This is a genomic window from Agromyces sp. P2_B3 (assembly GCF_056404815.1).
The window spans coordinates 161,900-188,288 of the sequence record NZ_JBFUDH010000003.1 but is presented as its reverse complement, the minus strand read 5'-3'; the positions used below and the strand labels follow the sequence as shown (position 1 = coordinate 188,288).

The 26,389-nt window shown below is 71.8% G+C and carries 25 protein-coding genes, 2 tRNA genes and 1 riboswitch; of the genes, 17 read left to right on the top strand and 10 right to left on the bottom strand.

Features of this window, described 5'->3' with window-relative positions:
* Together ybaK and glgX are read right to left on the bottom strand one after the other, a co-directional pair.
* Positions 1 to 498: a Cys-tRNA(Pro) deacylase gene (gene ybaK, locus AC1DZA_RS06505; protein ID WP_476772122.1), complete on the bottom strand. Its 498-nt coding sequence runs from the start codon at positions 496 to 498 to the stop codon at positions 1 to 3.
* Entirely contained in the window at positions 498 to 2,588 is a 2,091-nt protein-coding gene (gene glgX / locus AC1DZA_RS06500) for a glycogen debranching protein GlgX (protein WP_476772121.1), read from the bottom strand. Before glgX ends, ybaK begins: the two co-directional genes overlap by 1 nt.
* 60 nt (positions 2,589 to 2,648) lie before the next feature.
* Between glgX and AC1DZA_RS06495 the strand changes: the two genes are divergently transcribed.
* The 16 genes from AC1DZA_RS06495 (at position 2,649) to AC1DZA_RS06420 (ending at position 20,243) form a co-directional block, all read left to right on the top strand.
* Positions 2,649 to 3,881: a cysteine desulfurase family protein gene (locus tag AC1DZA_RS06495; protein ID WP_476772120.1), complete on the top strand. Its 1,233-nt coding sequence runs from the start codon at positions 2,649 to 2,651 to the stop codon at positions 3,879 to 3,881.
* Positions 3,882 to 4,009: 128 nt separating this feature from the next.
* Entirely contained in the window at positions 4,010 to 5,116 is a 1,107-nt protein-coding gene (gene mnmA, locus AC1DZA_RS06490; RefSeq protein WP_476772119.1) for a tRNA 2-thiouridine(34) synthase MnmA, read from the top strand.
* Positions 5,117 to 5,260: 144 nt separating this feature from the next.
* Positions 5,261 to 6,040: a YrzE family protein gene (locus AC1DZA_RS06485; protein WP_476772118.1), complete on the top strand. Its 780-nt coding sequence runs from the start codon at positions 5,261 to 5,263 to the stop codon at positions 6,038 to 6,040.
* 39 nt (positions 6,041 to 6,079) lie between these two features.
* Positions 6,080 to 8,353: an NAD-dependent DNA ligase LigA gene (gene ligA, locus AC1DZA_RS06480; protein WP_476772117.1), complete on the top strand. Its 2,274-nt coding sequence runs from the start codon at positions 6,080 to 6,082 to the stop codon at positions 8,351 to 8,353.
* A gap of 16 nt (positions 8,354 to 8,369) precedes the next feature.
* Entirely contained in the window at positions 8,370 to 10,154 is a 1,785-nt protein-coding gene (locus tag AC1DZA_RS06475; RefSeq protein WP_476772116.1) for an alkaline phosphatase family protein, read from the top strand.
* 86 nt (positions 10,155 to 10,240) lie between these two features.
* The gene (gene gatC, locus AC1DZA_RS06470; protein WP_159603436.1) at positions 10,241 to 10,543 is read left to right on the top strand and encodes an Asp-tRNA(Asn)/Glu-tRNA(Gln) amidotransferase subunit GatC; all 303 of its coding nucleotides are present in this window, start codon (positions 10,241 to 10,243) and stop codon (positions 10,541 to 10,543) included.
* Positions 10,540 to 12,072, top strand: a complete 1,533-nt coding sequence (gene gatA / locus AC1DZA_RS06465) for an Asp-tRNA(Asn)/Glu-tRNA(Gln) amidotransferase subunit GatA (protein WP_476772115.1) — start codon at positions 10,540 to 10,542, stop codon at positions 12,070 to 12,072. The genes gatC and gatA overlap by 4 nt, the downstream gene beginning before the upstream one ends.
* Entirely contained in the window at positions 12,072 to 13,592 is a 1,521-nt protein-coding gene (gatB, locus tag AC1DZA_RS06460) for an Asp-tRNA(Asn)/Glu-tRNA(Gln) amidotransferase subunit GatB (protein WP_476772114.1), read from the top strand. Before gatA ends, gatB begins: the two co-directional genes overlap by 1 nt.
* Before the next feature lie 88 nt (positions 13,593 to 13,680).
* Positions 13,681 to 14,358, top strand: a complete 678-nt coding sequence (locus AC1DZA_RS06455) for a hypothetical protein (protein WP_476772113.1) — start codon at positions 13,681 to 13,683, stop codon at positions 14,356 to 14,358.
* Between the two features lie 73 nt (positions 14,359 to 14,431).
* Positions 14,432 to 15,721, top strand: a complete 1,290-nt coding sequence (locus AC1DZA_RS06450) for a DNA polymerase IV (protein ID WP_476772112.1) — start codon at positions 14,432 to 14,434, stop codon at positions 15,719 to 15,721.
* Positions 15,722 to 15,751: 30 nt separating this feature from the next.
* Positions 15,752 to 16,126 carry a hypothetical protein gene (locus tag AC1DZA_RS06445; protein ID WP_476762318.1) on the top strand — a complete coding sequence of 125 codons (375 nt, stop codon included), beginning with the start codon at positions 15,752 to 15,754 and terminating at the stop codon, positions 16,124 to 16,126.
* 88 nt (positions 16,127 to 16,214) lie between these two features.
* A riboswitch (TPP riboswitch) is annotated at positions 16,215 to 16,324 on the top strand.
* Between the two features lie 37 nt (positions 16,325 to 16,361).
* Positions 16,362 to 16,991: an ECF transporter S component gene (locus AC1DZA_RS06440; protein ID WP_476762319.1), complete on the top strand. Its 630-nt coding sequence runs from the start codon at positions 16,362 to 16,364 to the stop codon at positions 16,989 to 16,991.
* Between the two features lie 2 nt (positions 16,992 to 16,993).
* Positions 16,994 to 18,520 carry an ABC transporter ATP-binding protein gene (locus AC1DZA_RS06435; protein ID WP_476772111.1) on the top strand — a complete coding sequence of 509 codons (1,527 nt, stop codon included), beginning with the start codon at positions 16,994 to 16,996 and terminating at the stop codon, positions 18,518 to 18,520.
* A complete protein-coding gene (locus AC1DZA_RS06430; RefSeq protein WP_476772110.1) occupies positions 18,517 to 19,296 on the top strand; it encodes an energy-coupling factor transporter transmembrane component T family protein in 780 nt (259 codons plus the stop codon). Before AC1DZA_RS06435 ends, AC1DZA_RS06430 begins: the two co-directional genes overlap by 4 nt.
* Before the next feature lie 37 nt (positions 19,297 to 19,333).
* Positions 19,334 to 19,981, top strand: coding sequence for a nucleoside/nucleotide kinase family protein (locus AC1DZA_RS06425; protein WP_476772109.1), 648 nt, complete (start codon positions 19,334 to 19,336; stop codon positions 19,979 to 19,981).
* Positions 19,982 to 19,985: 4 nt separating this feature from the next.
* Complete coding sequence (locus tag AC1DZA_RS06420) at positions 19,986 to 20,243, top strand: hypothetical protein (protein ID WP_309979135.1); 258 nt, start codon at positions 19,986 to 19,988, stop codon at positions 20,241 to 20,243.
* 64 nt (positions 20,244 to 20,307) lie between these two features.
* Here the strand turns inward: AC1DZA_RS06420 and AC1DZA_RS06415 are convergent, their stop codons facing one another.
* From AC1DZA_RS06415 to AC1DZA_RS06390, 6 genes are all read right to left on the bottom strand, one after another.
* A complete protein-coding gene (locus AC1DZA_RS06415; RefSeq protein ID WP_476772108.1) occupies positions 20,308 to 21,561 on the bottom strand; it encodes a D-alanyl-D-alanine carboxypeptidase family protein in 1,254 nt (417 codons plus the stop codon).
* Positions 21,562 to 21,585: 24 nt separating this feature from the next.
* A complete protein-coding gene (locus AC1DZA_RS06410) occupies positions 21,586 to 21,933 on the bottom strand; it encodes a metallopeptidase family protein (protein ID WP_476772107.1) in 348 nt (115 codons plus the stop codon).
* A gap of 46 nt (positions 21,934 to 21,979) precedes the next feature.
* Positions 21,980 to 22,055: transfer RNA gene (locus AC1DZA_RS06405), tRNA-His, on the bottom strand.
* Positions 22,056 to 22,098: 43 nt separating this feature from the next.
* Positions 22,099 to 22,719 (bottom strand): oligoribonuclease, encoded by a 621-nt coding sequence (gene orn, locus AC1DZA_RS06400; protein ID WP_476772106.1) that lies wholly within the window; start codon positions 22,717 to 22,719, stop codon positions 22,099 to 22,101.
* A gap of 109 nt (positions 22,720 to 22,828) precedes the next feature.
* Positions 22,829 to 22,901 (bottom strand) — tRNA-Arg (locus AC1DZA_RS06395).
* A 30-nt stretch (positions 22,902 to 22,931) separates the two neighbouring features.
* Positions 22,932 to 24,152 (bottom strand): cation:proton antiporter, encoded by a 1,221-nt coding sequence (locus AC1DZA_RS06390; protein WP_476772105.1) that lies wholly within the window; start codon positions 24,150 to 24,152, stop codon positions 22,932 to 22,934.
* A gap of 138 nt (positions 24,153 to 24,290) precedes the next feature.
* Between AC1DZA_RS06390 and nadE the strand changes: the two genes are divergently transcribed.
* Positions 24,291 to 25,112, top strand: a complete 822-nt coding sequence (gene nadE, locus AC1DZA_RS06385) for an ammonia-dependent NAD(+) synthetase (RefSeq protein ID WP_476763075.1) — start codon at positions 24,291 to 24,293, stop codon at positions 25,110 to 25,112.
* 31 nt (positions 25,113 to 25,143) lie between these two features.
* Here the strand turns inward: nadE and AC1DZA_RS06380 are convergent, their stop codons facing one another.
* Both AC1DZA_RS06380 and AC1DZA_RS06375 read right to left on the bottom strand, forming a co-directional pair.
* Positions 25,144 to 25,788 (bottom strand): hypothetical protein, encoded by a 645-nt coding sequence (locus AC1DZA_RS06380; protein WP_309979124.1) that lies wholly within the window; start codon positions 25,786 to 25,788, stop codon positions 25,144 to 25,146.
* A gap of 101 nt (positions 25,789 to 25,889) precedes the next feature.
* The gene (locus tag AC1DZA_RS06375) at positions 25,890 to 26,288 is read right to left on the bottom strand and encodes a pentapeptide repeat-containing protein (protein ID WP_476772104.1); all 399 of its coding nucleotides are present in this window, start codon (positions 26,286 to 26,288) and stop codon (positions 25,890 to 25,892) included.
* Between the last annotated feature and the right edge of the window lie 101 nt (positions 26,289 to 26,389).

Here is a 26,389-nt window from a genome sequence, read left to right as displayed (position 1 = left end):
TCAGCGGGGGCGGGCGATCGCGGCGTAGCGGCCCGACGTGACGGCGACCAGGTCGTCGGGTGCGAGCTCGAGGTCGAGGCCGCGGCGTCCGCCCGAGACGTAGATCGTCTCGCAGAGGATCGCCGACTCGTCGAGCACGGTCGGCAGGGGCGTCTTCTGGCCGATCGGGCTGATGCCGCCCACCACGTAGCCCGTCTTCCGCTCGGCGACGGCAGGATCGGCCATCTCGCCGCGCTTGCCGCCGAGGGCCTGGGCGAGCGCCTTCAGGTCGAGCTGCATCGCGACGGGCACGATGCCCACCGCGAGGTCGCCGTCGATGGTCGCGAGGAGGGTCTTGAACACGCGGTCGGGGTCGAGTCCGAGCTTCTCGGCGGCTTCGAGCCCGTAGGCCGCGGCGCGCGGGTCGTGCTCGTACGCGTGCGCCGTGAACGCGATGCCCGCGCGGGTCAGCGCGACCGTGGCGGGCGTGCCCGCCGTGGCATCCGTGCGCCTGGCCATCAGTCGGCCGCGATCACGACGCCCGGCTGGTCGCCGTGGGCGCGGAACAGGTGCATCGAGAGCGCCGGGATGGGGATGCGCTCACCGGGCGCGTGCTCGGCGGGGTCGTCGACGGGCTGCTCGCCCGCGGAGTCCCAGAGCAGGGTGTACCCCGTGACGCCCGGGTGGTCGGGCAGCACCACCTCGGTCGGCGCCCCGTGCGCGTGCACGACGAGCAGGATGCGGTTGAACGCCTCGAACTCGGGCGTCGACGCCGCGAGGTACTGCAGGGTGCGCTCCTCGGGGGAGTGCCAGTCGTCGATGGTCATGGTGGTGCCCTCGGCGGTGAACCAGTCCATCTGCGACGCGCTCGGCGTGGTCTCGCCGAGGCGGCCGAACCGCACCGGCCGGATCGCCGGGTTCTCCTCGCGCACCCGCAGCAGCCGCCTCGTGGTCTCGAGGATGCTCGCGTCGCGCTCGTCGTCGCGCCACGACAGCCACGTGAGATCGGAGTCGTGGCAGTAGGCGTTGTTGTTGCCCCGCTGGGTGCGTCCGTACTCGTCGCCGGCGGTGATCATCGGCACCCCGGCGGAGAGCAGCAGCGTGCCCAGCAGGTTGCGGATCGTGCGCCGCCGGTCCGCGTTGACGAGCGGGTCGTCGGAGCCGCCCTCGACGCCGTGGTTGTACGAGTTGTTGCCGTCGGTGCCGTCGCGGTTCTGCTCGCCGTTGCCGAGGTTGTGCTTCACGTCGAAGGTCGTGAGGTCGGCGAGCGTGAAGCCGTCGTGCGCGGTCACGAAGTTGAGGCTGGCGAGCGGGCCACGCTCGAGGGAGAAGGTGTTCGAGGAGCCGGCGAGCCGGGTCGCGAAGCGCCCGATGCCGCTGCCCGCCGTGCCGGTCTGCCGCTCCCTGCGCAGGTCACCCAGCCAGAAGTCGCGCATGCGGTCGCGGTAGCGGTCGTTCCACTCGCTGAACCCCGCAGGGAAGTTGCCCGTCTGCCAGCCGCCCGGGCCGACGTCCCACGGTTCGGCGATGAGCTTGGCGGTGCTCAGCACCGGATCCTCGAGCATGGCGCGCAGCAGCGGGTGCTCGGGCGTGTAGGCGCCGTGGTCGTCGCGGCCGAGGGTCGCCGCCAGGTCGAGGCGGAATCCGTCGACCTGCAGCTCGTCGGCGAAGTACCGCATGGAGTCGAGCACGAGGCGCTGGGCGGCGACATGGCCCACGTCGAGCGTGTTGCCGCATCCGGTCGTGTCGACGTACCTGCCGTGTGCATCGTGCCGGTAGTACGACGCGTTGTCGATGCCGCGGAACGAGTACGTCGGGCCCTGCCGGCCTTCTTCGGCGGTGTGGTTGTAGACCACGTCGAGCACGACCTCGAGGCCCGCCTCGTGCAGTCGCCGCACCATGCCGGCGAACTCGCGTCGCACCGCCCCGGCGCCCTCCGCCTGTGCGGCGGCCGAGGCGTATGGCGCGTGCGCCGCGAAGAAGGCGAGGGTGTTGTAGCCCCAGTAGTTGAGCCGCCCCTGGCGCACGAGGCGCTGCTCGGACACGAACGCGTGCACGGGCAGCAGCTCGACGGTGGTGATGCCGAGGCCCGTCAGGTACTCGAGCGATGCATCGTGCGCGAGCCCGGCGTAGGTGCCGCGCAGCGGCTCGGGGATCGTCTCGTTCAGCTTGGAGAACCCGCGCACGTGGGTCTCGTAGACGACGGTGTGGTCGAGCGGCACGCGCGGCTTCGCGACGCCGCCCCAGTCGAACCCGCTCTCGGCGAGCGGTGCGAGGGCGACGCCGCGCCATGATCCGTCGGCCACCGACGCGAGGCCCCGGGCATAGGGGTCGAGCAGGGTGTGCGCCGGGTTGAACGCATGGCCGGATCCCGCCGGCCCGTCGACCCGCAGGCCGTAGCGGGCGCCGGGAACGAGCGCCGTCGACGACGCCTCCCACACCCCGTGGGCACCTCGCACCAGCGGCGTGCGCTCGACCGCCCACGCCAGGTCGCCGTTCGCGAACACCTCGAGGTCGACGGAGGTCGCGTGCTCGGACCAGACCCGGATCGTCCCGCCGTCGGCGCCCGCGCGGACGCCGAGGTCGTGGAGGGGGTCGGCGGCAGACATGCGATCTACAGTAGTTCGTGTGCAAGCGCTCCCAATCCGGGAGTGAGAGGAGTGGTGCGCATGGTGTACCTCGACCACGCCGCGACCACCCCGATGCGGCCGGAGGCCGTCGACGCGCTCACCACCGCGCTCGCCGTGGTCGGGAATCCGTCGTCGATCCACAGCGCCGGCCAGCAGGCGAAGCGACTGCTCGAGGAGTCCCGTGAGCGCATCGCCGCCACGCTCGGCGCCGACGGCATCGAGGTCATCTTCACGGGCAACGGCACCGAAGCCGTCAACCTCGCCGTCAAGGGCCTCTGGTGGAGCCGGCAGGGGAGCGGACCCGACCTGGCGTCACGGCCCCGCATCCTCGTGCCCGCCGGCGAGCACCATGCGACCGTCGACACCGTCGAGTGGCTCGCCCTCCACGAGGGCGCCGTCGTCGTCGAACTGCCGCTCGACGAGCTCGGGCGGCTGCGGCTCGACGTGCTCGAGGCCGAGCTCGCCCGCGACGCGGCATCCGTCGCCCTCGTCACCATGCTGTGGGCCAACAACGAGGTCGGCACGATCCAGCCGGTCGAGGAGGTCGCCCGCCTCACCGCTCGCGCCGGCGTGCCCCTGCACGTCGACGCGATCGCGGCCTACGGCCAGGTGCCGATCGACGTCCACGCGCTGCGGCGGGCGACGGATGCCCCGGCCGGCGCCGGTCTCGTCGCCCTCAGCGTCTCCGCGCACAAGATCGGCGGCCCCGCCGGCATCGGCGCGCTCGTGCTCGACCGCACGGCCGCCGTCGAACCGCTCATCCACGGGGGTGGGCAGCAACGCAAGGTCCGCTCCGGCACGCAGGACGTCGCCGCAGCCGCCTCGTTCGCCGCGGCCGCCGTCGCCGTGCACGACCGGCTCGACGACGACGCGCGGCGCATGGCGGCGCTCCGCGACCGGCTCATCCGCGGAGCGCTCGCCGCGGTGCCCGACGCGCGCCTCTCGGGCGACCCCGATGCGGCCGGACGCCTGCCCGGCAACGTGCACCTCTCGTTCCCCGGGTGCGAGGGCGACTCGCTCCTCTTCCTCCTCGATGCCGCAGGCGTCGCCGTGTCCACCGGCTCGGCGTGCCAGGCCGGCGTGCCCGAGCCGTCGCACGTGCTCATGGCGATGGGGCGCTCGGAAGCCGACGCACGGGGCGCACTGCGCATCACGCTGGGGCACGCCTCCACCGACGACGACGTCACCGCATTCCTCGCCGCGCTGCCCGGCGCCCACGCGCAGGCCGCGAAGGCCGGGCTCGCCGGCCGGGCGACCTCCTTCGATCGCTGAGGACCGCGTCCGCCGCATCCGGTCGACGCTCGGTGCGGGGCATCCGCTCCGAAGTATCCGCTCGGTCATCCGCTCGGGGGCATCCGCTCAGGGGCATCCGCTCAGGCAGGCCTGCCTACACTGGACGGGTGAAGGTCCTGGCAGCGATGAGCGGCGGCGTCGACAGCGCCGTGGCCGCAGCGCGCGCGGTGGACGCCGGCCACGAGGTGGTCGGGGTGCACCTGGCGCTCAGCCGCATGCCCGGCACGCTGCGCACCGGCAGTCGCGGCTGCTGCACCATCGAGGACTCGATGGACGCCCAGCGCGCCGCGAACGTGCTCGGCATCCCCTACTACGTGTGGGACTTCTCCGAGCGGTTCAAGGCCGACGTCGTCGACGACTTCATCGCCGAGTACTCCGCGGGCCGCACGCCCAACCCGTGCATGCGCTGCAACGAGCGCATCAAGTTCGCCGCCCTGCTCGAGAAGGCGCTCGCGCTCGGGTTCGACGCCGTGGCGACCGGCCACTACGCCACGATCGTGACGGATGCCGCGGGCAACCGCGAGCTGCACCGCGCGAGCGCCTGGGCGAAGGACCAGAGCTACGTGCTCGGCGTGCTGACCGCCGAGCAGCTCGCCCACGCCTACTTCCCGCTCGGCGACACGCCGTCGAAGCAGCTCGTGCGCGAGGAGGCGGCGCGACGTGGCCTCTCGGTCGCGCAGAAGCCCGACTCGCACGACATCTGCTTCATCCCGGACGGCGACACGAAGGGCTGGCTCGCCGAGCGCGTCGGCGTCGAGCAGGGCGACATCGTCGACCGCTCGGGCGAGGTCGTCGGATCCCACGATGGCGCGCACGCCTACACCGTTGGCCAGCGTCGGGGACTGCACCTCGGCACCCCTGCGCCCGATGGGCGTCCTCGCTTCGTGCTCGAGGTGCGGCCGAAGGAGAACACCGTCGTCGTCGGCCCGAAGGAGGCGCTCGCGACCGCCGAGATCGCGGGCTCCCGCTACACGTGGGCCGGACTTCCCCCTGCCGATGCGTCGACGCCGTTCGCCTGCGAGGTGCAGATCCGCGCCCACGCCGATCCCGTGCCCGCGGTGGCGGTGGTGACCGGCGGCGAGCTCGTCGTCACGCCGTCGCATCCGCTCGACGGGGTCGCCCCGGGGCAGACGGCCGTCGTCTACGTCGGCACCCGCGTGCTCGGCCAGTGCACCATCGATCGCACCGTGAGCGCCGTCGCCGTCGACGCCTGACGCGGCTTCGCGCGCCGGCATGCGCGCGCGGATGGCGGCTCGGGGCGGTGCCTGTCAAGGCCTGTGCCGTCGGAGCCGCCACGGCGTAGATTCGCGCCTGCGCCGACATCAGCGGCGCCATCCGAACGACGAGGAGGTTGCACCGTGAGTACCCCACGAGACCCCGCCGCCAGTTATCCCGAGCGACCGGTCACCGCACCGGGGGACACCAGGGCCGTGCCCGCCACGGTGCCCGCCACCGAGCGGACCGATGTGCGGCCCGCCGTGGACCGCAACGCCGACGGCATCGACGACCGCCGCGAGGTGATCGACCGGAACGCCGACGGCGTCGACGACCGCCGCCAGGTCGCGGATCCGGCGCAGCAGCGCCGTGACGTTGTCGCGCGCGAGCGCGAGGCGTTCGGCGGCGTGAAGGTCGGCTCGGCGTTCTTCGGATGGCTCACCGCCGTCGGAACCACGACGCTCCTCACGGCGCTGCTCGCGGCGACCGGAGCAGCGCTCGGCCTCGGCGTGGACGACGCCGAAGCCGCCGCCGACGACATCGGACTGGCCCCCGAGGCGATCGGGTGGATCGGCGCGATCGCGTTGCTCGTCATCCTGTTCGTCGCCTACTACTGCGGTGGCTACGTCGCCGGTCGGATGGCACGCTTCAACGGCATGGTCCAGGGCCTCGCCGTCTGGGTGTGGGCCCTCGTGATCGCCATCGTGGTGGCGCTCCTCGGCGTCCTCATCGGCAGCCGGTACGACCTCTTCGCCAACCTCAACGTGTTCCCGCGCATCCCCGTGACCGAGGGCGACCTCACGGTCGCCGGCATCGTCACCGCGGTCGTGGTGGCCCTCGCCAGCCTCGGCGGCGCCATCCTCGGCGGCAAGGCGGGCACGCACTACCACCGCAAGGTCGACCGCGCCGGATTCGAGGCGTAGCGAGTCGGCCGCGTCGGCGGGCGTCCCTAGACTGTCGATGTGGTGGACGACGACATCGACCAGGGCATCAGCCTCCCCGACGCGGCCGACGAGGTGGAGCGCCTCACGATCCGCATCAACGAGGCGCGCGACGCGTACTACGAACGCGACACGACGATCATCTCCGACGCCGAGTACGACGGGCTCATGCACGAGCTCGAGGCTCTGGAGCGCGCGTATCCCGAGTTGCAGAGCCAGGACAGCCCGACGCTGACGGTGGGCGGGCGCGGCGAGACCACGCTCTTCGCGCCCGTGCAGCACGCCGAGCGCATGCTGAGCCTCGATAACGTCTTCTCGCCCGAGGAGCTCGCCGACTGGGCGAACCGCGCACAGGCGTCCGCGGGGCGCCCCGTGCACTGGCTCTGCGAGCTCAAGATCGACGGCCTCGCCCTGAACCTCCGCTACGAGCACGGGCGGCTCGTGACCGCCGCCACCCGCGGGGACGGCCGCGTCGGCGAGGACGTCACCGAGAACGTGCGGTACGTCCGGGGCATCCCGACGCAGCTCGCCGGCACGGGGCACCCGCCCCTCGTCGAGGTGCGAGGCGAGGTGTTCTTCCTCACCGCGCTGTTCGACGAGCTGAACGCCCGGCAGACGGCTGCGGGCGAGCGCGAGTTCGCGAATGCGCGGAACGCGGCCAGCGGCTCGCTGCGGCAGAAGGCCGAGAACAAGAACGCCGCCCAGCTCGCCCTCATGCGCGATCGGCTCTCACGGCTGCGCATGCTCGTGCACGGCATCGGCGCCTGGCCCGATCCGCCGGTGTCCTCCCAATCCGAGGTCTACGAGCTGCTCGCCGGATGGGGGCTGCCCACGAGTCCGCATTTCCGGGTGCTCGACTCGGTGCAGGGGGTGCAGGACTTCGTGGCCCACCACGGCGAGCACCGCCACGACGTGGAGCACGAGATCGACGGCATCGTCGTGAAGGTCGATGAGCTGGCGCTGCACGACGAGCTCGGCGCGACCAGCCGGGCGCCCCGCTGGGCGATCGCCTACAAGTACCCGCCCGAGCAGGTGAACACCAAGCTCCTCGACGTGGTCGTGAGCGTCGGGCGCACGGGCCGTGCGACGCCGTTCGCAGTCATGGAGCCGGTCCGCGTCGCCGGCTCCGTGGTGCGACAGGCGACGCTTCACAACCAGGAGGTCGTGAAGGCCAAGGGCGTGCTCATCGGCGATACGGTCGTGCTGCGCAAGGCCGGCGACGTCATCCCCGAGGTGCTCGGCCCCGTCGTCGAACTCCGCGACGGCACCGAGCGCCCCTTCGTCATGCCCGCCGACTGTCCCGAGTGCGGCACGCCGCTGCGGCCGATGAAGGAGGGCGACATCGACCTCCGCTGCCCCAACGCACGCAGCTGCCCGGCGCAGGTGCGCGGGCGAGTCGAGCACATCGGCTCGCGGGGCGCCCTCGACGTCGAGGCGCTGGGCGAGGTGTCGGCCGCGGCGCTGACCCACCCCGCAGTGCCCGCCGAGCCGCCGCTGCCGACCGAGGCCGGGCTGTTCGACCTGACCGTGCGCGAGCTCTTCCCGATCGAAGTGGTCGTGCGCGACGTCGAGACGGGACTCCCGCGCCTCGAAGACGACGGAACCCCCGTGTACCGGGCGCCGTTCCGCCGACTTCGCCGGCGCACCGGGAAGGGCGCCGATCCCGCCTACGACCCCGAGGCCGCCGAGTTCGCCGGCGACGCGACGCATGTGCCGTCGAAGGCGGCCTACGAGCTCGTGGCCAACCTCGAGCTGGCGAAGACCAAGCCCCTCTGGCGCATCCTCGTCGCCCTGAACATCCGGCATGTCGGGCCGGTCGCCGCCCGCGCGCTCGCCGATCACTTCGGTTCGCTCGACGCCATCCGCGCGGCCGAGCGGTCCGAGCTCGCCGAGGTCGACGGTGTCGGCCCGATCATCGCCGACTCGCTGATGGAGTGGTTCGAGGTCGACTGGCACCGCGAGATCCTCGACCGATGGACCGCGTCGGGCGTGCAGTTCGCGACGCCCGGTCATCCCGGTCCGGGCGCGGCCGCGCTGGCCGGGGGAGTGCTCGCCGGGCTCACGATCGTCGCGACCGGCTCGCTCGAGGGGTTCACCCGAGAGGGCGCACAGGAGGCGATCATCGCGGCCGGAGGCAAGGCCGCGTCGAGCGTGTCGAAGAACACCGACTTCGTCGCCGCCGGCCCGGGCGCGGGCTCCAAGCTGGCGAAGGCCGAGGCGCTCGGCCTTCGGGTGATCGATGCCGCGCAGTTCGCGCGGCTGGTCGCCGAAGGACCGGCAGCGATCGAGAGCTGAGTGCGGAGGGGGAGCCATGGGCGACGAGGACAGCAGGCCCGATGAGATCGCCGATGACGGCAGACCTCATGAGGCCGACGACGGCGATGCCGCCGGCCGCACCGAAGCGTCCCGTCGCGAGTTCCTGCGGATCGGCGGGGCCGCGGCCGCGGGCGCGGTGGTCGGCGGCGCCGCCGGCGCGGCGGTGGGCCATTCGATCGGCTATTCGCGGGGCGTCGACGAGTTCGTGCCGCTCGCCGCGCCGCAGAAGGCGGGGTTCGACCACCTCGTGGTCCTGATGGGCGAGAACCGCTCGTTCGACAACCTGCTCGGCTACCTCTACACGGCCGACGACCTGCCCGACGGCGAGACGTTCGAGGGTCTGGCGTTCGGCGACTACCAGAACACCGCGCCCGACGGCACGGTCGTGGCGGCACACGTGTACGAGGGCACGACCGACGAGATCATGGGCCGACCGAACCCCGACCCCGGCGAGGCCTTCCCGCACGTGAACACGCAGTTGTTCGGCACCATCGACCCGGCGAGCAACGCGACCGCCGAGATGCACGAGATGAAGGCGCCCTACAACACGCCGCCGAAGTCAGCCGAGGGCGCCATGTCGGGCTTCCTCACCGATTACTGGAACCACTTCACGACGCTCCGCAAGGGCGCGGCGCCCTCGCCCGAGGAGGCGAAGCACATCATGGGCTCGTTCTCGCCCCAGATGTTGCCCGTGCTCTCAACGCTCGCGAAGAACTTCGCGGTCTACGACCACTGGCATTGCGCGGTGCCGTCGCAGACCTTCTGCAACCGCTCGTTCTTCCATGCGTCGACGTCGCACGGGTTCGTGACCAACGAGCAGGGCGGCGGCTACGACAAGTGGCTCGACGCGCCGGCCGCCCCCACCGTCTTCAACCGGCTCGAAGACGCCGGGGTGTCGTGGCGCATCTACTTCGACGAGCTCCAGCTCGTCTCGTTCACCGGCGTGCTGCACTCTCCCTCGCTCGAGCGCTATTGGCGCACCGCGCATTTCGCCACGATGAACCAGTTCTACGACGACGTGCGCGAGGGTCGCCTGCCGGCCTATGCGTTCATCGAGCCGCGCATGACGTACAACCACAACGACTTCCACCCGCCGGTCGGCAAGCTGAAGGAAGACGTGGTGGCGGGGGAGGACGTGGTCGACTCGGCGATCTCCGACGTGCGCGCCGGAGAGGCGCTGGTGCACCAGGTCTACGAGGCGATCAGGACGAGCGCGTCGCCCACCGGCTCAAATGCGATGAACACCATGTTCCTCATCACGTTCGACGAGCACGGCGGCACGTACGACCACGTCACGCCGCCGAAGGCGACCCCGCCCCACGACGGCTCGAAGGGCGAGATGGGCTTCGGATTCGACCGGCTCGGATGCCGCGTGCCCGCGATCGCGGTGTCTGCGTTCACCCGTGCCGGCACGGTCGTGCACGATGAGATGCATCACGCGGCGGTCATCGCCACGCTGTCGCGCTTGCACGGACTCGACCCACTGACGAGGCGGGACGCCGACGCGAAGGACCTCTTCAACGTGGTGAACCTCGACACGCCGCGCCAGCCGGTCACCTGGCCGACGACGACCCCGCAGTACATTCCGCCGAACCCGCAGGCCGAGGCGCCGCATCCGGCGAACGCGCACAAGGACAAGCCGCTGAGCCCCCCGGCGCAGGGACTGCTGGGCCTGCTGATCGCCAAGTACGGCTCGCCTGACGACCCGGTGCCCCAGACCTACGCCGACGCCTACGAGCTGCTGCACAAGTACGGCGTGGGCCTGTTCGGCAAGCCGTAGCGGGGGCCGCGGCGGAGCCGCCGCCGAGCGAACTCCGCCCCCACCGATAGAATCGGTCCATCCCCATCCCGACACGACGGAGCAGCATGTCCGAAATCAATGCGGAGCAGGTCGCGCACCTGGCGAACCTCGCCCGCATCGCGCTCACCGAGGAAGAGATCGAGCACCTCACGGCGGAGCTCGGCCAGATCATGCAGGCGGTCGAGAAGGTGAGCGAGGTGGCCACGCCCGACGTGCCGCCGACGAGCCACCCGATCCCGATGCACAACGTCTTCCGCGACGACGTGGTGGGCGACAACGTGCTCACGGTCGACCAGGCGCTCGCTGGCGCCCCCGAGTCCGACGGCTCGCGCTTCGTGGTGTCGGCGATCCTGGGGGAGGAGCAGTGAGCGACCTGATCCGCCTGTCCGCCGCAGACCTCGGCGAACGCCTGGCCGCCGGGGAGGTCTCGTCGGTCGAGGCCACCCAGGCCCACCTCGATCGCATCACCGCGGTCGACGGCGCCGTCCACGCGTTCCTCCACGTGGACACCGAGCGCGCCCTCGCGACCGCCGCCGAGGTCGACCGGCGCCGGGCGGCCGGCGAGGAGCTCGGCCCGCTCGCGGGCGTTCCCATCGCCATCAAGGACGTGCTGGTCACCGAGGGCATGCCCTCGACGGCCGGTTCGCGCATCCTCGAGGGGTGGATCCCGCCCTACGACGCCACCCCGGTGCGGCTCGTCCGCGAGGCCGGACTGGTGCCGCTCGGCAAGACCAACATGGACGAGTTCGCGATGGGCTCCTCCACCGAGCACTCCGCGTACGGCCCCACCCACAACCCGTGGGACCTCGAGCGCATCCCGGGCGGCTCGGGCGGCGGCTCCGCGGCATCCGTCGCCAGCTTCGAGGCGCCGCTGGCGCTCGGGTCCGACACGGGCGGCTCGATCCGCCAGCCGGCGCACGTCACCGGCACCGTCGGCGTGAAGCCCACCTACGGCGCCGTCAGCCGCTACGGCTCGATCGCGCTCGCCTCGTCGCTCGACCAGATCGGCCCGGTCACCCGCACGGTGCTCGACGCGGCCCTGCTCCACGATGTGATCGCGGGCCACGACCCGCACGACTCGACGTCGATCCCCGAGGCATGGCCGTCGATGGCCGACGCCGTGCGCCGGGCGGATGTCGCGGGCCTGCGCATCGGCGTCGTCAAGGAGCTCGACTCCGACGGCTTCCAGGCGGGCGTGCGGCAGCGGTTCCACGAGTCGCTGGAGCTCCTCGAGCGGAACGGGGCCGAGATCGTTGAGGTCTCCGCCCCGCACTTCGAGTACGCGATCGCGGCCTACTACCTGATCCTTCCGGCCGAGGCCTCCTCGAACCTCGCCAAGTTCGACTCGGTGCGCTTCGGCCTGCGCGTGACGCCCGACGGCGGCGGCACGGTCGAGCAGGTCATGGCGGCCACGCGCGAGGCCGGGTTCGGCCCCGAGGTGAAGCGCCGCATCATCCTCGGCACCTACGCGCTGTCGGCCGGCTACTACGACGCCTACTACGGCAGTGCGCAGAAGGTGCGCACGCTCGTACAGCGCGACTTCGACGCGGCGTTCGCGAACGTCGACGTCCTCGCCACGCCCACCGCGCCGACCACCGCGTTCAAGCTCGGCGAGAAGCTCGACGACCCGCTCGCGATGTACCTCAACGACGTCGCGACCATCCCGGCGAACCTCGCGGGCGTGCCCGGCATCTCGATCCCCGCGGGGCTCGCGCCCGAGGACGGCCTGCCGGTGGGCATCCAGTTCCTCGCGCCGGCGCGCGAGGACGCCCGCCTCTACAACGTGGGCGGCGCGCTCGAGCGGCTGCTGCTCGCCGAGTGGGGCCGGCCGATCCTCGACGGGCTCCCCGACCTCAGCTCCCATGAACTGCTCGCGACCGAGGAGGGCGCCGTCTGATGGCCCGCGCTGAACTGATGGACTACGACCGGGCGCTCGAGCTCTTCGAGCCCGTGATCGGGCTCGAGGTGCACGTCGAGCTGAACACCGAGACGAAGATGTTCTCGCCGGCGCCCAACCCGGCGAACTCGAAGTACCACGGCGCCGAGCCCAACACGCTGATCACGCCCGTGTGCCTGGGCCTGCCGGGCTCGCTTCCCGTCGTGAACGGCGATGCGGTGCGCTCGTCCATCTCGCTTGGACTCGCGCTCGGCTGCTCGATCGCCGCGTCGAGCCGCTTCGCGCGCAAGAACTACTTCTACCCCGACCTGGCGAAGAACTACCAGATCTCCCAGTACGACGAGCCCATCGCCTACGAGGGCTCGGTCGAGGTCGAGCTGCCGAACGGCCGCGTCTTCCAGGTGCCGATCGAGCGCGCGCACATGGAGGAGGACGCCGGCAAGCTCACGCACGTGGGCGGCTCGACGGGTCGCATCCAGGGCGCCGAGTACTCGCTCGTCGACTACAACCGCGCCGGCGTGCCGCTCGTCGAGATCGTCACCAAGCCGATCTTCGGCGCCGAGGCCGACGCGCCCGAGCTGGCCAAGGCCTACGTGTCGACGATCCGCGACATCGCGATCTCGCTCGGCATCTCCGAGGCCCGCATGGAGCGCGGCAACCTGCGCTGCGATGCGAACGTGTCGCTCCGGCCGCGTGGCGCCGAGAAGCTCGGCACGCGCACCGAGACGAAGAACGTGAACTCGTTCCGGTCGATCGAGCGTGCCGTGCGGTACGAGATCCAGCGTCAGGCGGCGATCCTCGCCAAGGGCGGCACCATCACGCAGGAGACCCGGCACTGGCACGAGGACACCGGCACGACGAGCCCCGGACGACCGAAGTCCGACGCCGACGACTACCGCTACTTCCCCGAGCCCGACCTGCTGCCCGTTGAGCCGTCGCGGGAGCTCATCGAGCAGTTGCGCGCCGAGCTGCCCGAGCCGGCGGCGGCGCACCGTCGCCGGCTGAAGGCCGAATGGGGCTTCACCGACCTCGAGTTCCAGGACGTGCTGAACGGCGGCCTGCTCGTCGAGGTCGCCGAGACCGTGGCCGCCGGTGCCTCACCGGCGGCGGCGCGCAAGTGGTGGACCGGTGAGCTCACTCGCGTCGCGAACGCGAAGGGCACGGATGCCGCGTCGCTGGCCACGCCCCAGCAGGTCGCCGAGCTGGCGGCGCTCGTCGAGGCCGGCACGCTCACCGACCGGCTCGCCCGCCAGGTGCTCGAGGGCGTCGCGGCGGGCGAGGGATCGCCGCAGCAGATCGTCGATGCCCGCGGGCTCGCCGTGGTCTCCGACGACGGGGCCCTCGTGGCCGCGATCGACGAGGCGCTCGCGTCGCAGCCCGACGTGCTCGCGAAGATCCGCGACGGCAAGGTGCAGGCCGCCGGTGCGGTCATCGGCGCGGTCATGAAGGCGATGCAGGGCAAGGCGGATGCCGCGCGCGTGCGCGAACTCGTGCTCGAGCGGGCGGGCGACGGCGCCTAGCCTGTCGTCCGCCGGCCCGGCGACTCACAGCGGCCTTGGTGCTGCCGCCCGTACATTGGGTGGTCCCTGAGCGATTGACGAGGACACCATGGGCTTCTTCGACCGACTGTTCGGCGCACCCGACGAGCGACCCGCGCCGCCCTCGCGGCCGGCGCCGCCGCAGCGGCAGCTGAGCGAGGATGAACTGGCCATCGAGCGCTACCGCTACCTGCTGCGAACGGCGCCGCCCGAGTCGATCGAGGCGGTGCACGCCGAGGCGTTCGCGAAGCTGACGCCCGAGCAGCGCCATCAGGTGTACCAGTCCCTCGCCGAGCAGGCGCCACCGGGTGAGCGCATCGCGTCCGAGGATCCGTCGACATTGGCCCGCGCGGCCACCCGGGCCGAGCTGCGCCAGCCGGGCACCATGGAGCGCGCCTTCGCCGGCACCTCGGCCACTGGGCGACCGATGCAGGCCGGCCCCTCCATGGGCACCATGATCGGCAGCTCGATGCTCGGCACCATCGCTGGCGTCGTGATCGGCTCCGCCATCGCGCAGGCGTTCCTGCCCGACGCCTCGAGCTTCGACGCGGGTGCCGACGGTTCCACCGACGGTGCCGGCGACGCTGGAGCGGATGCCGGTGGCGACGCGTCGGCCGACGGCGGTGGGTACGACGGCGGCGGGTACGACGGCGGTGGGTACGACGGCGGCGGGTATGGTGGCGACTTCGGCGGAGGCGGCGGTGATTTCGGGGGCGGCGACTTCGGCGGTGGCGACTTCGGGTTCTGATCCGACCCCGCCCAGCCGCCCACGCTGGCCGGGCATCGCCCTCGATGACGGCGGCACGGGTTAGGGTCGCACCATGAGCAAGCAGGACGGCTCGTCGAGGCAGGTCACCAGCGGCCCCGTCGACGATTCGGCGACCCCGATCCTGCACGTCGACATGGACGCCTTCTTCGTCTCCGTCGAGCTCCTCTCGAGGCCCGAGCTCCGCGGCAAGCCGGTACTCGTCGGAGGCACGGCGGGCCGCGGGGTCGTCTCGGCTGCGAGCTACGAGGCGCGCCGCTACGGCGTCAATTCGGCGATGCCGATGTCCATCGCCCTCCAGCGCTGCCCCAACGCCATCGTGCTGCGGGGTGACTACGCGAGCTACGCGAGGTATTCGAAGCAGGTCATGGCGATCTTCGAGCAGCTCACGCCGCTCGTCGAGCCGCTCTCGATCGACGAGGCGTTCCTCGACGTGTCGGGTGCCCGGCGCCTGCACGGCAGTCCGGCCGAGATCGCGTGGACCATCCGCGACCGCGTGCACGCCGAGACCGGCCTCACCTGCTCGATCGGGGTGGCCGCGACGAAGTACGTGGCGAAGGTGGCCTCCAGCCGTGCGAAGCCCGACGGGATGCTGGTCGTGCCGGCGGCGCAGACCATCGAGTTCCTGCACCCGCTCCCGGTGTCGGCGCTGTGGGGCGTCGGCCGGGTCACTGAGGAATCGCTGACCCGCCTGGGGCTGCGAACCGTCGGCGATGTCGCGGCCATGCCCTACGACGCGCTCGAGCGCTCCGTGGGGCCGGCGCTGGCGGCACAGCTCAGCAGGCTGGCGAACGGCGTCGATCCACGCGACGTGCACACCACTCGCGTCGAGAAGAGCATCGGGCACGAGAACACGTTCGGTCATGACCTCGTCGACCCCGTCGAGATCCGTCGGGAGCTCCTGCGGCTCTCGAGCAATGTGGCCGTGCGACTGCGCAAGGCCGGGCTCGTCGGGCGCACCGTGACGCTCAAGCTGCGCTACGGCGACTTCCGCACGGTCACGCGTTCGCGCACGCTCGCGGAGCCCACAGACGTCGCGCGGCGCATCTACGACGAGGCGTCCGACGCCCTCGGCGAGCTCATCGGCGATGGCGCCCGCGTGCGCCTCATCGGGGTGCGCGCAGAGCACCTCGGCCCGTCGGGAAGCGGCGCGATGCTGTGGGACCCCGACGAGGAGTGGCGCGACGCCGAACGCACGATCGACGAGGTCACCGCCAAGTTCGGCACGGGCGCGGTGCGTCCGGCGACACTCGTACGCCCGGCCGCGGAACGCCGCGGCGGACGCACTCGGCCCGGCCCCGACGACGACGAAGCCGCTGCTGCGGCCGCCGGGTGGGGCTGGTAGCACGAGGCATCCGCGAGTAGCGTGGCTCGCATGGCTGAACTCGTTCTGGACCTTGCAGGAACCGTCTCCGGTGTCGGCGTGAAGACGTCCTACGGCGAGGCGGTCGACATCGATGGCACGAAGGTGATTCCCGTCGCACTCGGCGCCTATGGGTTCGGCGGTGGCGGAGGCACGACCGACGCCGACGCCGGCACGAGCGCGACCGGTGGCGGCTCGCGAGAGCTCCACGGTCAGGGCAGCGGCGGCGGTGGTGGCGGCATCTCCATTCCGCTCGGCGCATACGTCGGCCGCCGTGGCGAGGTGCGCTTCGAACCGAACCTCATCGGGCTCATCCTCGTCGCCACGCCGTTCGTCTGGGTGACCGGCAAGGCGTTGAAGGCGATCATCCGCGCGCTGAAGCACTGATCGCCGGGTGGCCGCCGGCCACTTCGTCGGTCACGGCGCGTCCCGCGGCGTCGTCACGTCGCCGCTGGCGTGCGCGAGCGTATACTCTGATGTCGAACACGGGAGTCCGGTGAGCCGGGCTGAGAGGAAGGTTCTCAACCTTCGACCGTCGAACCTGATCTGGGTCATGCCAGCGCAGGGAGGGCAGCGCATCTCGAATCCCGTGCCTCTTTCCTCGAACTGAAAGGGCACGACAGTGCACGCAACCGTCACTTCCACCACTTCGACCGTGCGTCCCGATGGGCGACGACTCCGCTGGCGGGTCGTCGACATCGTGGTCGCGAGCGTCATCGGCGTCGCCGTCGGTGTCGTCTTCTGGGCCTGGGGCGTCGTCTGGGGTCCGATCTCCGCACCCATCGAGGCGCTGCTTCCCGGGCTGCAGGCCGCCCCGGCAGCGCTCTGGCTGGTGGCCGGCGTGCTCGGCGCGCTCGTGATCCGCAAGCCCGGCGCCGCGCTCTACACGGAGCTCGTCGCGGCGATCGTCTCTGCACTGATCGGCAGCCAGTGGGGAGGCCTGCTCACGATCGAGGCCGGCCTCGTGCAGGGGTTGGGCGCCGAGCTCGTCTTCGCGATCTTCCTCTACCGCAACTGGCGGCTGCCCGTCGTGCTGCTCGCCGGCGCCGGCGCCGGTCTCGCGATGGCGGTCAACGACCTCGTCCTCTGGTACGCCGGAGCGGCACCCACCTTCACGATCGTCTACACGATCTCGGCCGTCGTGGGCGGTGCCCTCATCGCGGGCGGGCTCTCCTGGCTCGCGGTCCGGGGGCTCGCACGGGCGGGCGCCCTCGACCGGTTCGCCGCGGGACGCGAGCTCCGGACGGTCTGACGATGACGACGCTCGACGCGTCGACGCGTCCGGCGGCGGTGACCGCGCGGGGGTGGGGCTGGCGTCACGGCGGACGGCGTGACGCCGCCGTGCACGGCCTCGACCTCGACATCCGGCCGGGGGAGCGCGTGCTGCTCCTCGGCGCGTCCGGTTCGGGCAAGTCGACCCTGCTGCACGGGATGGCGGGCGTGCTGGGCGGTGACGACGAGGGCGAGTCGGTCGGCGAGCTCCTCGTCGACGGGCGCCCGGCCTCCGCCGCCAGGGGGCGCGCCGGGCTCGTGCTGCAGGATCCCGACGCGCAGGTGGTGATGGCGCGGCTCGGCGACGACGTGGCCTTCGGACTCGAGAACCTGGGCGTGCCACGCGGCGACATCTGGCCGCGAGTCGGTGCCGCACTCCGGGCGGTCGGCCTCGACCTGCCCCTCGACCATGCGACGACCGACCTCTCGGGTGGACAACGCCAGCGATTGGCGCTCGCCGGCGTGCTCGCGATGCGCCCGGGCCTCATCCTGCTCGACGAACCGACGGCGAACCTCGATCCGGCGGGCGTGCGGGAGGTGCGCGACGCCGTCGGGCGGATCGCCGACGACACCGGTGCGACCTTGGTCGTCATCGAGCACCGGGTCTCCGTCTGGCTGCCGCTGGTCGATCGCATCGTCGTCCTCGGCCCCGACGGAGGGCTGCTCGCCGACGGCCCTCCCTCCGACGTGCTGTCCGCCCGGGCGGCCGACCTCCGCGCCGCCGGCGTGTGGCTGCCCGACGAGGTGCCGTGGCATGCGCCCCGGCCCGACGCCTCGTCGAGGCATCCGCTGCTCACCGCCGTCGGCCTCGACGTCGCCCGCGTCGCCCGGCAGCCCGTGCTGCGCGGCGTCGACGTCCAGGTCGACGCGGGCCGCATCCTCGCCGTCACCGGTCCCAACGGCGTGGGCAAGTCGACGCTGGCCCTCACGCTCGCGGGGCTCCTCAAGCCCGATGCCGGTGTGCTGCGGCCCGATGCCGCGCTGGCGAACGGGGTATCCGGCGAGCCGTGGCGCTGGCGCTCTCGCGACCTGCTGGCTCGCATCGGCACGGTCTTCCAGAGCCCCGAGCACCAGTTCATCACCGGCTCCGTGCGCGCCGAGCTCGAGGTCGGGCCGCGGGCGCTGCGTCGCCCCGAGTCCGAACGGCGGTTGCGGACCGACGAGCTCCTCACGGCGCTGCGCCTCGAGGGGCTGGCCGAGGCGAACCCGTTCACGCTCTCCGGGGGCGAGAAGCGGCGCCTCTCCGTAGCGACGGCCATCGCCAGCCGACCGCGCATGCTCGTGCTGGACGAGCCCACGTTCGGTCAGGACGCGGGGACGTGGCGCGAACTCGCCCGGCTCATCGTCGGGCTTCGCGACCAGGGGGTGGGCGTCGTGGCCGTGACGCACGATGAGCCGTTCGTCGACGCCATCGCCGACGACCGGCTCGAACTCGGGCGCGACAGGGCTGGCACCACCGTGGCGCCGTCGCTGCCGTCGCTGCCGTCACGACGGGAGCCGGGCCGATGAGCATCGCCGCGGTCCGGCCCGGCCTGCCGCTCGCGACGGTGAATCCCGTCGCCAAGGTGGCCGCCACCGTGCCCCTGAGCATCGTGCTCGTCCTCACCCTCGACGTCGTCTCGGCGACGGTCGCGATCATCTGCGAGATCGTGCTGTTCACCGCCGTCGGCCTCGGCGGGTTGCTCTGGTCGCCGCGCACGCTGCCGGTGTGGCTCGCAGCACCGCTCACCGGTCTCAGCATGGTGCTCTACGGCGCTCCGTCCGGCGAGGTCCTCTGGGACTTCGGCGTGATCCACGTCACCGAGGGATCTGTGCAGATCGGCCTGGCGACGACCGCACGCGTCATCGCGATCGCGCTGCCGGCGGTGGTGCTGTTCCTCACCATCGACCCCACCGATCTCGCCGACGGCCTCGCGCAGACCCTGCGGCTGCCGGCCCGTTTCGTGCTCGGGGCGCTTGCGGCCCTGCGCCTGGTCGGGTCCTCCGTCGACGACTGGCGCACCCTGCGGCTCGCCAGGCGAGCCCGGGGAGTCGGCGATCGCGGCGCGATCGTGCGCGGTCTCGGCCAGGCGTTCGCCCTGCTGGTGCTCGCCATCCGGCGGGGGAGCACGCTCGCGACCGCGATGGAGGCGCGGGCCTTCGGGGCGCCCGGCCCGCGCACCTGGGCGCGGGCGGCGAAGTTCGCTGGCATCGAATGGGTGGTCATCGCCGCCGGATGCCTCGTGGCGGCGGTGTCGGCCATCGCGGCCGTCGCCACGGGGAGCTGGAATGTCATCTGGTCCTGACGGCGGCCATCGTGTCGGCGGCCGCCACCCGGGACCGATGACCGCCGGGGACCGACCCGATCGAGGTGGCGAGCCCGCCGCGTCGGCGCTTCGCGCGGTGCGTGCGGCCGTGCGCGGCATCCGGAACCCGCTCGTGCTCATCGACGGACCCAGCGGTGCAGGCAAGTCCACGCTCGCCGACGCGCTGGTCGACCGGTGGCCGGGGCGACCGCCGCAGCTCGTGCGCCTCGACGATGTGTATCGGGGGTGGTCGGGACTCGAACGGGCTGGGGTGGAGCTGTCGCAGACGCTGGTGCGCCCGCGCGCCCGCTTCCAGGTGGGTCGGTGGCGACGCTGGGACTGGGTGAACCAACGCCCCGGTGCGCGCGAGCACGTTCCTCCCGGCGAGGCACTGATCGTCGAGGGCTGCGGCGCATTCGCGGCGGGAGGCTCGGCTCGCTCGGCGCTGCGGATCTGGGTCGATGCGCCCGACGCGCTCCGCAGGCGCCGCGCCCTCCACCGTGACGGCGGCGCCTACGACCCGTACTGGGAGATGTGGGACCGCCAGTGGCGGCACTACGTCCACCGCACCGTACCGGCCGTTCACGCCGATGTACGACTGCGGGCCGCACCCGACGGGCGCACCGAGCCTCGTCCCGACCCGGGCGCGGCTCCTGTGCACGTCCGTTCGCGCGGGCTAACGTAGTGGCATGAGTGCAGACGCAGCAGCAGAGTACGTCGCCGAGTTCATCGACGGGCCGCTCGAGGGCGAGTTCGAGCATCGAGTCCTCGTCGGCGGCAAGCCCGAGTCCCGCGTCGGCATGCTGGCAGCGGTCGACGGCCTCGAATCGCTGTTCTGGTACGACGCCGTCGACGAGCGCGAGGTGAACGGACAGGTTCGCGTGCGGTTCCGCTTCGACGCGGGCGACTCCGATCCCGTCGAGTTCGACGAGGACGACAACGACTGACGCGGTGACGGTCGCCGTCCGAGCCGCCGTCGGATCGGGGTGTTCCGGGTTCCGCGGTCGGTGGTCAGCCGTCCTGTGCGTCGAAGAACGCGGCGATGAGCGTCGACGGGTTCGTGAGACGCCAGATCGGCCCCGGGTCGCGGATGTCGCCCGAGAGCTGCAGCGGTGACGCGATCTCGCCCGTCGCCGTGGGCACCGCGACTCGGCCGACCTCGCGGCCGTCGGGTGCCGTCGAGAACGGATCCACGGTGACGGATGCCGCGCCGAACGCCTCGCCCCACGGTGCATCCGTGCGGTCGACCGCGGCGACGAGCTCGGCCTCGTCACCCCATGGGGCCCGAACGGCCGCGTACGGCGTGCCGGCGGCGATCACCGTGACCGGGGCCGACGCCGCCGACGCCGACTCGACCGCCGCGGCGATCGCGGGGTCGAGCGTCTCGTAGTCGGGCATCAACAGCATGGCGCCCGTGACGCGCCGGGGGCCCTCGGCGCCGTCGGCAGCGGGAAGCTCGGCGGTGTACACGTAGCTCAGGCCCGCCTCGTCGGTGAAGCTGCGGGTGATGGCCCGGGCCGCGCCGTCGCTCGAGCGGCCGACGAGGTCGGGAACGTTCCGCGCGCCGACCGGCGCGGCGTCGGGATCCTCCAGCATCGCCGCGAGCTCGGGGTCGGCGGTCACCATGGCCGCGAGTCGCGCGAGCTCCTCGGCTGAGCCGACGTTGTCGCCCGAGAGCCCGGTGGCGTCATCGACCTTCGTCGACGTGAAGCCCTGTTCGGCCAGCCAGGCGTTCGCGGCCTCGACGTAGGGCTCGACACCGCCGAACGCCCAGCGCACGAGGGTGTCGGCGTGGTTGTTGCTGGAGGCGAGGAGCACCGCGCGCACCACGTCGCGTTCGGACCAGGTCTCGCCGGGCGACACCTGCAGTGCCCGGGACCCCTCGCCGGAGTAGCGCAGGTAGTCGGTGTAGTCCTCAGGACCGATGGGGATCGCCGGCCCGGCGGCGTCTGCGGTGAGTGGCAGCGAGTCGAGGGTCGCGAGCAAGGTGACCATCTTGGCGGCGCCGCCGATCGGCACGGCTGCCGGATCGCCCGCGGTCGCGACCACCTGGCCGGCCCCCTCATCGTCGATGACCGCGAGGGCGCTGGCGCCCGCCGCAGGTAGCGCAACCGGCGGGACCTCGGTTGCCGCCGCACTCGCGGCATCCACGTCGACGGACACCTCGGGCAGGGGGCCGAGGAGCATCGCAGGCCCGTAGACGCCGAGACCGAGGATGGCGAGCGCGCCGACGACGATGCCGGTGATCCGGCCGGGGGAAACCATGGATTCAGCGTAACCCGGGCGGGTTCACGCCCAGCCCAGGTCGTGCAGCCGGTCGTCGTCGATGCCGTAGAAGTGTGCGATCTCGTGCACGAGGGTGATGTGGATCTCGTCGCGCAGTTCACGCTCGTCGTCGGCGATCGCGAGCAGCGGCTCTCGGTAGAGGATGATCCGGTCGGGCATCTCGCCCATGCCGTAGCGATCGCGCTCGGTCAGCGCGTAGCCGTCGTAGAGGCCGAGCAGGTCGAGCGAGCCGTCTTCGGGGCGGTCCTCCACGACGAACACGACGTTGTCGAGACCGTCGATCATGTCGTCGGGCAGGAGGTCGAGTTCGTCGACGACGATCGCCTCGAAGGCCTCCGCATCGAGTTCCACGGCGACTCCGATCCGCGTCGGCTCCGATCGGAGGCGGGAGAAGACTTGGGGTGAGTAACGGGGCTTGAACCCGCGACCTCCTGGACCACAACCAGGCGCTCTACCAACTGAGCTATACCCACCATGTGTCGACCGCCGGGGCGATCAGGCAACTCAAAGAGACTACTACACCTTGGCGTCGAACTCGTCCACCACGGAGGCCGCCAGCGCCTGGAGGTCGTGGCTCGACGGTCCCGGCTCGGCGACGAAGATCGCGCGGCGGTAGTAGTGCAGTTCACGGATCGACTCGAGGATGTCGGCGAGGGCCCGGTGGCCGCCGTTCTTCGCGGGGGAGTTGAAGTACGCCCGGGGGAACCAGCGCTTCGCGAGCTCCTTGATCGAGGAGACGTCGACGTTGCGATAGTGCAGGTGCGCGTCGAGTCGCGGCATGAACTTGGCGATGAACGACCGGTCGGTGCCGATGGAGTTGCCCGCCAGGGGAGCCTTCTGCTCCTCGGGCACGTGCTTGAGCACGTACTCGAGCACCTCGTACTCGGCTTCGGCGACGCTCACGCCGTTGGGGATCTCCTCGATGAGGCCCGATTCGGTGTGCATCGCTCGAACGAACTCGCCCATGTTCTCGAGGGCGCTCGCATCGGGCTTGATCACGATGCTGAGCCCCGGATCCACCGGGTTCAGGTCGTAGTCGGTGATCACGACGGCGATCTCGACGAGTTCGTCGGCCTCGAGGTCGAGGCCGGTCATCTCGCAGTCGATCCAGACCAGACGGTCGCTCGGGGTTGCCATGCCGCGAGTCTACCGGGGCCGTCGGACAGGAGCCCGACGGGACGACGCCGGTGACCGGTCGGCATGACGCGACCGTCGTGCGCCGGGCTGCTCGGCGGGCCGATGACGGTGCCCCCGGCAGGAATCGAACCTGCGACCGACAGATTAGAAGGCTGCTGCTCTATCCGCTGAGCTACGGGGGCCGACCCCGCAAGCATAGCGGTCGACGCCGATCAGCCCTCGGTGGGCACCTCGACGTCGTCGTCTTCCGCTCCAGCGGAGGACGCGGGCGGGCGTCCGCGCACGGTCAACGCCACGAGCGGGAACGCCAGCACCGAGAGCATGCCGGCGCCGACCAGCGCGGCGGCGGTGCCGCTCGGCAGGTCGCCCTGGTCGACGCCGATGGCCGTCACGGCGACGATGATGGGCAGGCCGGTGGCTCCGAAGAAGGCGGTGGCGACGAGGTCACGGCGGCTCGAGCCCGCCGGTGCGGCGAGGAGGGACGGCAGGCCCCGGATGACGAGGAGCATCACGACGCCGAGCACGAGGAGCGCCATGGTCCAGGGGTTCGCGAAGAGCGCGACCAGGTCGAACGTCACGCCGGTGTAGATGAAGAAGATCGGCACGAGGAATCCGTAGCCCAGGGCTTCGATCTTCCCTTCGACGATCTCGACGTCGTGACGCGGCGCACCCGAGAGGAGCAGCCGGTAGAGCACGCCCGCCGTGAAGGCGCCGAGCAGCATGTCGAGGTCGAGGATGACGCTCAGTGCGACGAGCACGACGAGGACCAGCACGACCAGGCGTACCGCGAACTGGCCGCTCGTGTGCATGGTGGCGGTGATGATGCGGTGCATGCGACGGCCCGCACCCCGGGCGGCCAGCCAGATGGCGGCGGCCGCGACGAGCGCGAACGCGGCGAGCACCAGCGCCCCGATGAGCGGCGAGCGACCGCCGAGGAAGATCGAGATCGCGAGGAGCGGCCCGAACTCGCCGACCGCGCCGAGCGCGATCACCGCCACGCCGAACGGCGTCTTCAGGTCGCCGGAGTCGCGCAGCACGGGCATGATCGTGCCGAGGGCGGTCGAGGTCAGCGCGATGGCGATGAACACGGCGGCCGACGGGTGGATGGCGAACGTCACGGCGATGCTGAAGGCGGCGACGAGGGAGATGATCCATCCGATCGCCGCTCGCGTGATCGGGCGCCCGCGGATCGCGGCGAAGTCGATCTCGTTCCCGGCGAGGAAGAAGAGCATCGCCAGCCCGAACTCGGAGAGGAACTGCACGAAGTCGTCGGGCACGATCCAGCCGAGCACGGCGGGGCCGAGGAGCAGGCCGAGCAGGATCTCGAACACCACCAGTGGGATCGCGACCCAGCGGGCGAGCCCCCGCACGAGCAGGGGTGCCGCCACCGCGATCGCCGGCACCAGCACCAGCGTGCCGATCGACACGTCCATCGTCGCACCCCCGGATTCCGGCGCCACCGTCCTGCGCCTGCCGCGATGCTAGCGGAGCGAGGAGGTTCAGGCCGGAATGCGGCACGACGACCACGTCGATGTTGCCTCTGCGAAACATCCCGGCGGTATCGTCGAGACATGCGCGACCTGCAGGCGAGAATCATCGCTGAACTGAATGTCAGCCCCACCATCGACCCCGCCGAGCAGGTGCGTGCCCGGATCGACTTCCTCAAGACCTACGTGCGGACCACCGGCGCGAAGGGGTTCGTGCTCGGCATCAGCGGCGGGCAGGACTCGACGCTCGCCGGCTTCCTCTGCCGGATGGCGGCCGAGGAGCTCGTGGCCGAGGGCCAGCCCACTCGCTTCGTGGCCGTCCGACTGCCCTACGGGGTGCAGCGCGACGAAGCCGATGCACAGGCGGCGCTCGACTACATCCGGCCGCCCGAGACCGTCGTGTTCAACATCAAGCGCGGCGTCGACGGCCTCGCCGCCGAGTTCGAGGCCGCAGTGGGCGAGCCCGTCAGCGACTTCGGCAAGGGCAACGTCAAGGCCCGCATGCGCATGGTGGCGCAGTACGCCCTGGCGGGCGAGGAGGGGCTGCTCGTGGTCGGCACGGATCACGCCGCCGAGGCCGTCACCGGGTTCTTCACGAAGTACGGCGACGGCGGCGCCGACATCCTGCCGCTCACCGGCCTGACCAAGCGACAGGGACGCGTGATGCTGCGGCACCTCGAGGCGCCCGAGCAGCTGCACCAGAAGGTGCCGACCGCGGATCTCCTCGACGAGAACCCCGGCCAGGCCGACGAGGCGAACCTCGGCCTGACGTACCACGACATCGACGCCTACCTCGAGGGCCAGGAGATCGATCCCGGGATCGCGGAGCGCATCGAGGCGCGCTACCTGCAGACGCGCCACAAGCGGGCGGTGCCGGTGTCGATGTTCGACGACTGGTGGATCTGACCGTCGGGCCCGGGGGCTTGACGCCTGGGCCTCAGGCGCGCGCGTCGTCGAGCGTCGCCGTGGGCGCCGTGTCGGTCGACCGGACTCCCGCGTCGATGGTCGCCGCGGACTGGTAGCGCTCGTGGTGCTGCTCGGCGACCCAGGCGTCCTGCGCCTCGACCGCGACGACCTCGGGCTCCTGCCGCTGCGTGCGCCAGCGCACCAGGTCGTTCTGGAACTGCTTGCGGGCGCGCGAGGGGCGGCGCTCCCAGTCGAGCATCCGATCACGGAACTCCACGACGGCCGGATCGAGCTGGTAGCCGAAGGTCGCGGAGGCGCGCTTCAGCTCGTGCAGCTGGTGGGCCGCCCAGTTCGCGGCCACGTCGGAACCGCGGATCGGCAGCAGTCGCACCAGGATGTCCGCCTGGCCGACGGTGCGGTCGGCCAGGACCTGCTCCTGCGGCGTGAGCGAGTTCCAGACGGAGGCCTCGGTCGCGGCGTCGACGAGCGCGGCGATGGCCGCGGTCTTCGCCTCGCGGTCGCGCTGGGCGACGACGCGGCGGATCGCCGCCGACGCGATCCACGCCGCCAGGAGGCCGGCCGCGAGGACCGCGACGAAGAGCACGATGCCCGCGTAGACGGTCGGCCGAGCTGCGCTCGAGGTGAGCCAGGAGATGAGATCGTTCCACCACTGCATGAGCGCAGGCTACCCGTGGCGGGCGGCGCGTCGTCCGAGGCTCGACGGCGTGGCCGCAACCTCGCGCGCCCCAGGCGACGCCCCGGTGACGGGCGCGCTCGTCATCGGAAGCACTCCGCGGCATCCGTCGCCGACCAGAACTCCCCAAGCTCCATCGAGCGGATGCCGCCGCCGACGAGCCGTCGGGCGACGTAGCGGTCGACGTCGTCGTGGCGGCGTCGCTCGATGTGACCCAGCACCGGCCCGTGCGCGCGGCAGACCCGCCAGAGGCCCGGACCGACGGCCGTGACCGTCAGGCCGGGCACTGGGGAGAGGATGTCGCGTGGCACGGTGAGCACGGTGTCGGTGCGCACGGTCTCGGTGAGCACGGCTTCGGTGAGCACGGCTTCGGTGAGCACGGCTTCGGTGAGCACGGCTTCGGTGAGCACGGCTTCGGTGAGCACGGCTTCGGTGAGCACGGCTTCGGTGAGCACGGCTTCGGTGAGCACGGTGGCGGGCATGTCGCTCCTCTTCGTCGTGCAGCCGGCCCTGCGTCTGACGCGAGGCTACGGCCGGCCACCGACATCGAGTCGCTTTCGTGCGTGACGCGGACTCGCCGCCA

Excerpts from the sequence above, each read along its gene's own strand:
- ybaK (WP_476772122.1), bottom strand. The coding sequence starts at position 498 with ATGGCCAGGCGCACGGATGCCACGGCGGGCACGCCCGCCACGGTCGCG.
- glgX (WP_476772121.1), bottom strand. The coding sequence starts at position 2,588 with ATGTCTGCCGCCGACCCCCTCCACGACCTCGGCGTCCGCGCGGGCGCC.
- AC1DZA_RS06495 (WP_476772120.1), top strand. The coding sequence starts at position 2,649 with ATGGTGTACCTCGACCACGCCGCGACCACCCCGATGCGGCCGGAGGCC.
- AC1DZA_RS06475 (WP_476772116.1), top strand. The coding sequence starts at position 8,370 with ATGGGCGACGAGGACAGCAGGCCCGATGAGATCGCCGATGACGGCAGA.
- gatC (WP_159603436.1), top strand. The coding sequence starts at position 10,241 with ATGTCCGAAATCAATGCGGAGCAGGTCGCGCACCTGGCGAACCTCGCC.
- gatB (WP_476772114.1), top strand. The coding sequence starts at position 12,072 with ATGGCCCGCGCTGAACTGATGGACTACGACCGGGCGCTCGAGCTCTTC.
- AC1DZA_RS06455 (WP_476772113.1), top strand. The coding sequence starts at position 13,681 with ATGGGCTTCTTCGACCGACTGTTCGGCGCACCCGACGAGCGACCCGCG.
- AC1DZA_RS06450 (WP_476772112.1), top strand. The coding sequence starts at position 14,432 with ATGAGCAAGCAGGACGGCTCGTCGAGGCAGGTCACCAGCGGCCCCGTC.
- AC1DZA_RS06445 (WP_476762318.1), top strand. The coding sequence starts at position 15,752 with ATGGCTGAACTCGTTCTGGACCTTGCAGGAACCGTCTCCGGTGTCGGC.
- AC1DZA_RS06435 (WP_476772111.1), top strand. The coding sequence starts at position 16,994 with ATGACGACGCTCGACGCGTCGACGCGTCCGGCGGCGGTGACCGCGCGG.
- AC1DZA_RS06430 (WP_476772110.1), top strand. The coding sequence starts at position 18,517 with ATGAGCATCGCCGCGGTCCGGCCCGGCCTGCCGCTCGCGACGGTGAAT.
- AC1DZA_RS06425 (WP_476772109.1), top strand. The coding sequence starts at position 19,334 with ATGACCGCCGGGGACCGACCCGATCGAGGTGGCGAGCCCGCCGCGTCG.
- AC1DZA_RS06420 (WP_309979135.1), top strand. The coding sequence starts at position 19,986 with ATGAGTGCAGACGCAGCAGCAGAGTACGTCGCCGAGTTCATCGACGGG.
- AC1DZA_RS06415 (WP_476772108.1), bottom strand. The coding sequence starts at position 21,561 with ATGGTTTCCCCCGGCCGGATCACCGGCATCGTCGTCGGCGCGCTCGCC.
- orn (WP_476772106.1), bottom strand. The coding sequence starts at position 22,719 with ATGGCAACCCCGAGCGACCGTCTGGTCTGGATCGACTGCGAGATGACC.
- AC1DZA_RS06390 (WP_476772105.1), bottom strand. The coding sequence starts at position 24,152 with ATGGACGTGTCGATCGGCACGCTGGTGCTGGTGCCGGCGATCGCGGTG.
- nadE (WP_476763075.1), top strand. The coding sequence starts at position 24,291 with ATGCGCGACCTGCAGGCGAGAATCATCGCTGAACTGAATGTCAGCCCC.
- AC1DZA_RS06380 (WP_309979124.1), bottom strand. The coding sequence starts at position 25,788 with ATGCAGTGGTGGAACGATCTCATCTCCTGGCTCACCTCGAGCGCAGCT.
- AC1DZA_RS06375 (WP_476772104.1), bottom strand. The coding sequence starts at position 26,288 with ATGCCCGCCACCGTGCTCACCGAAGCCGTGCTCACCGAAGCCGTGCTC.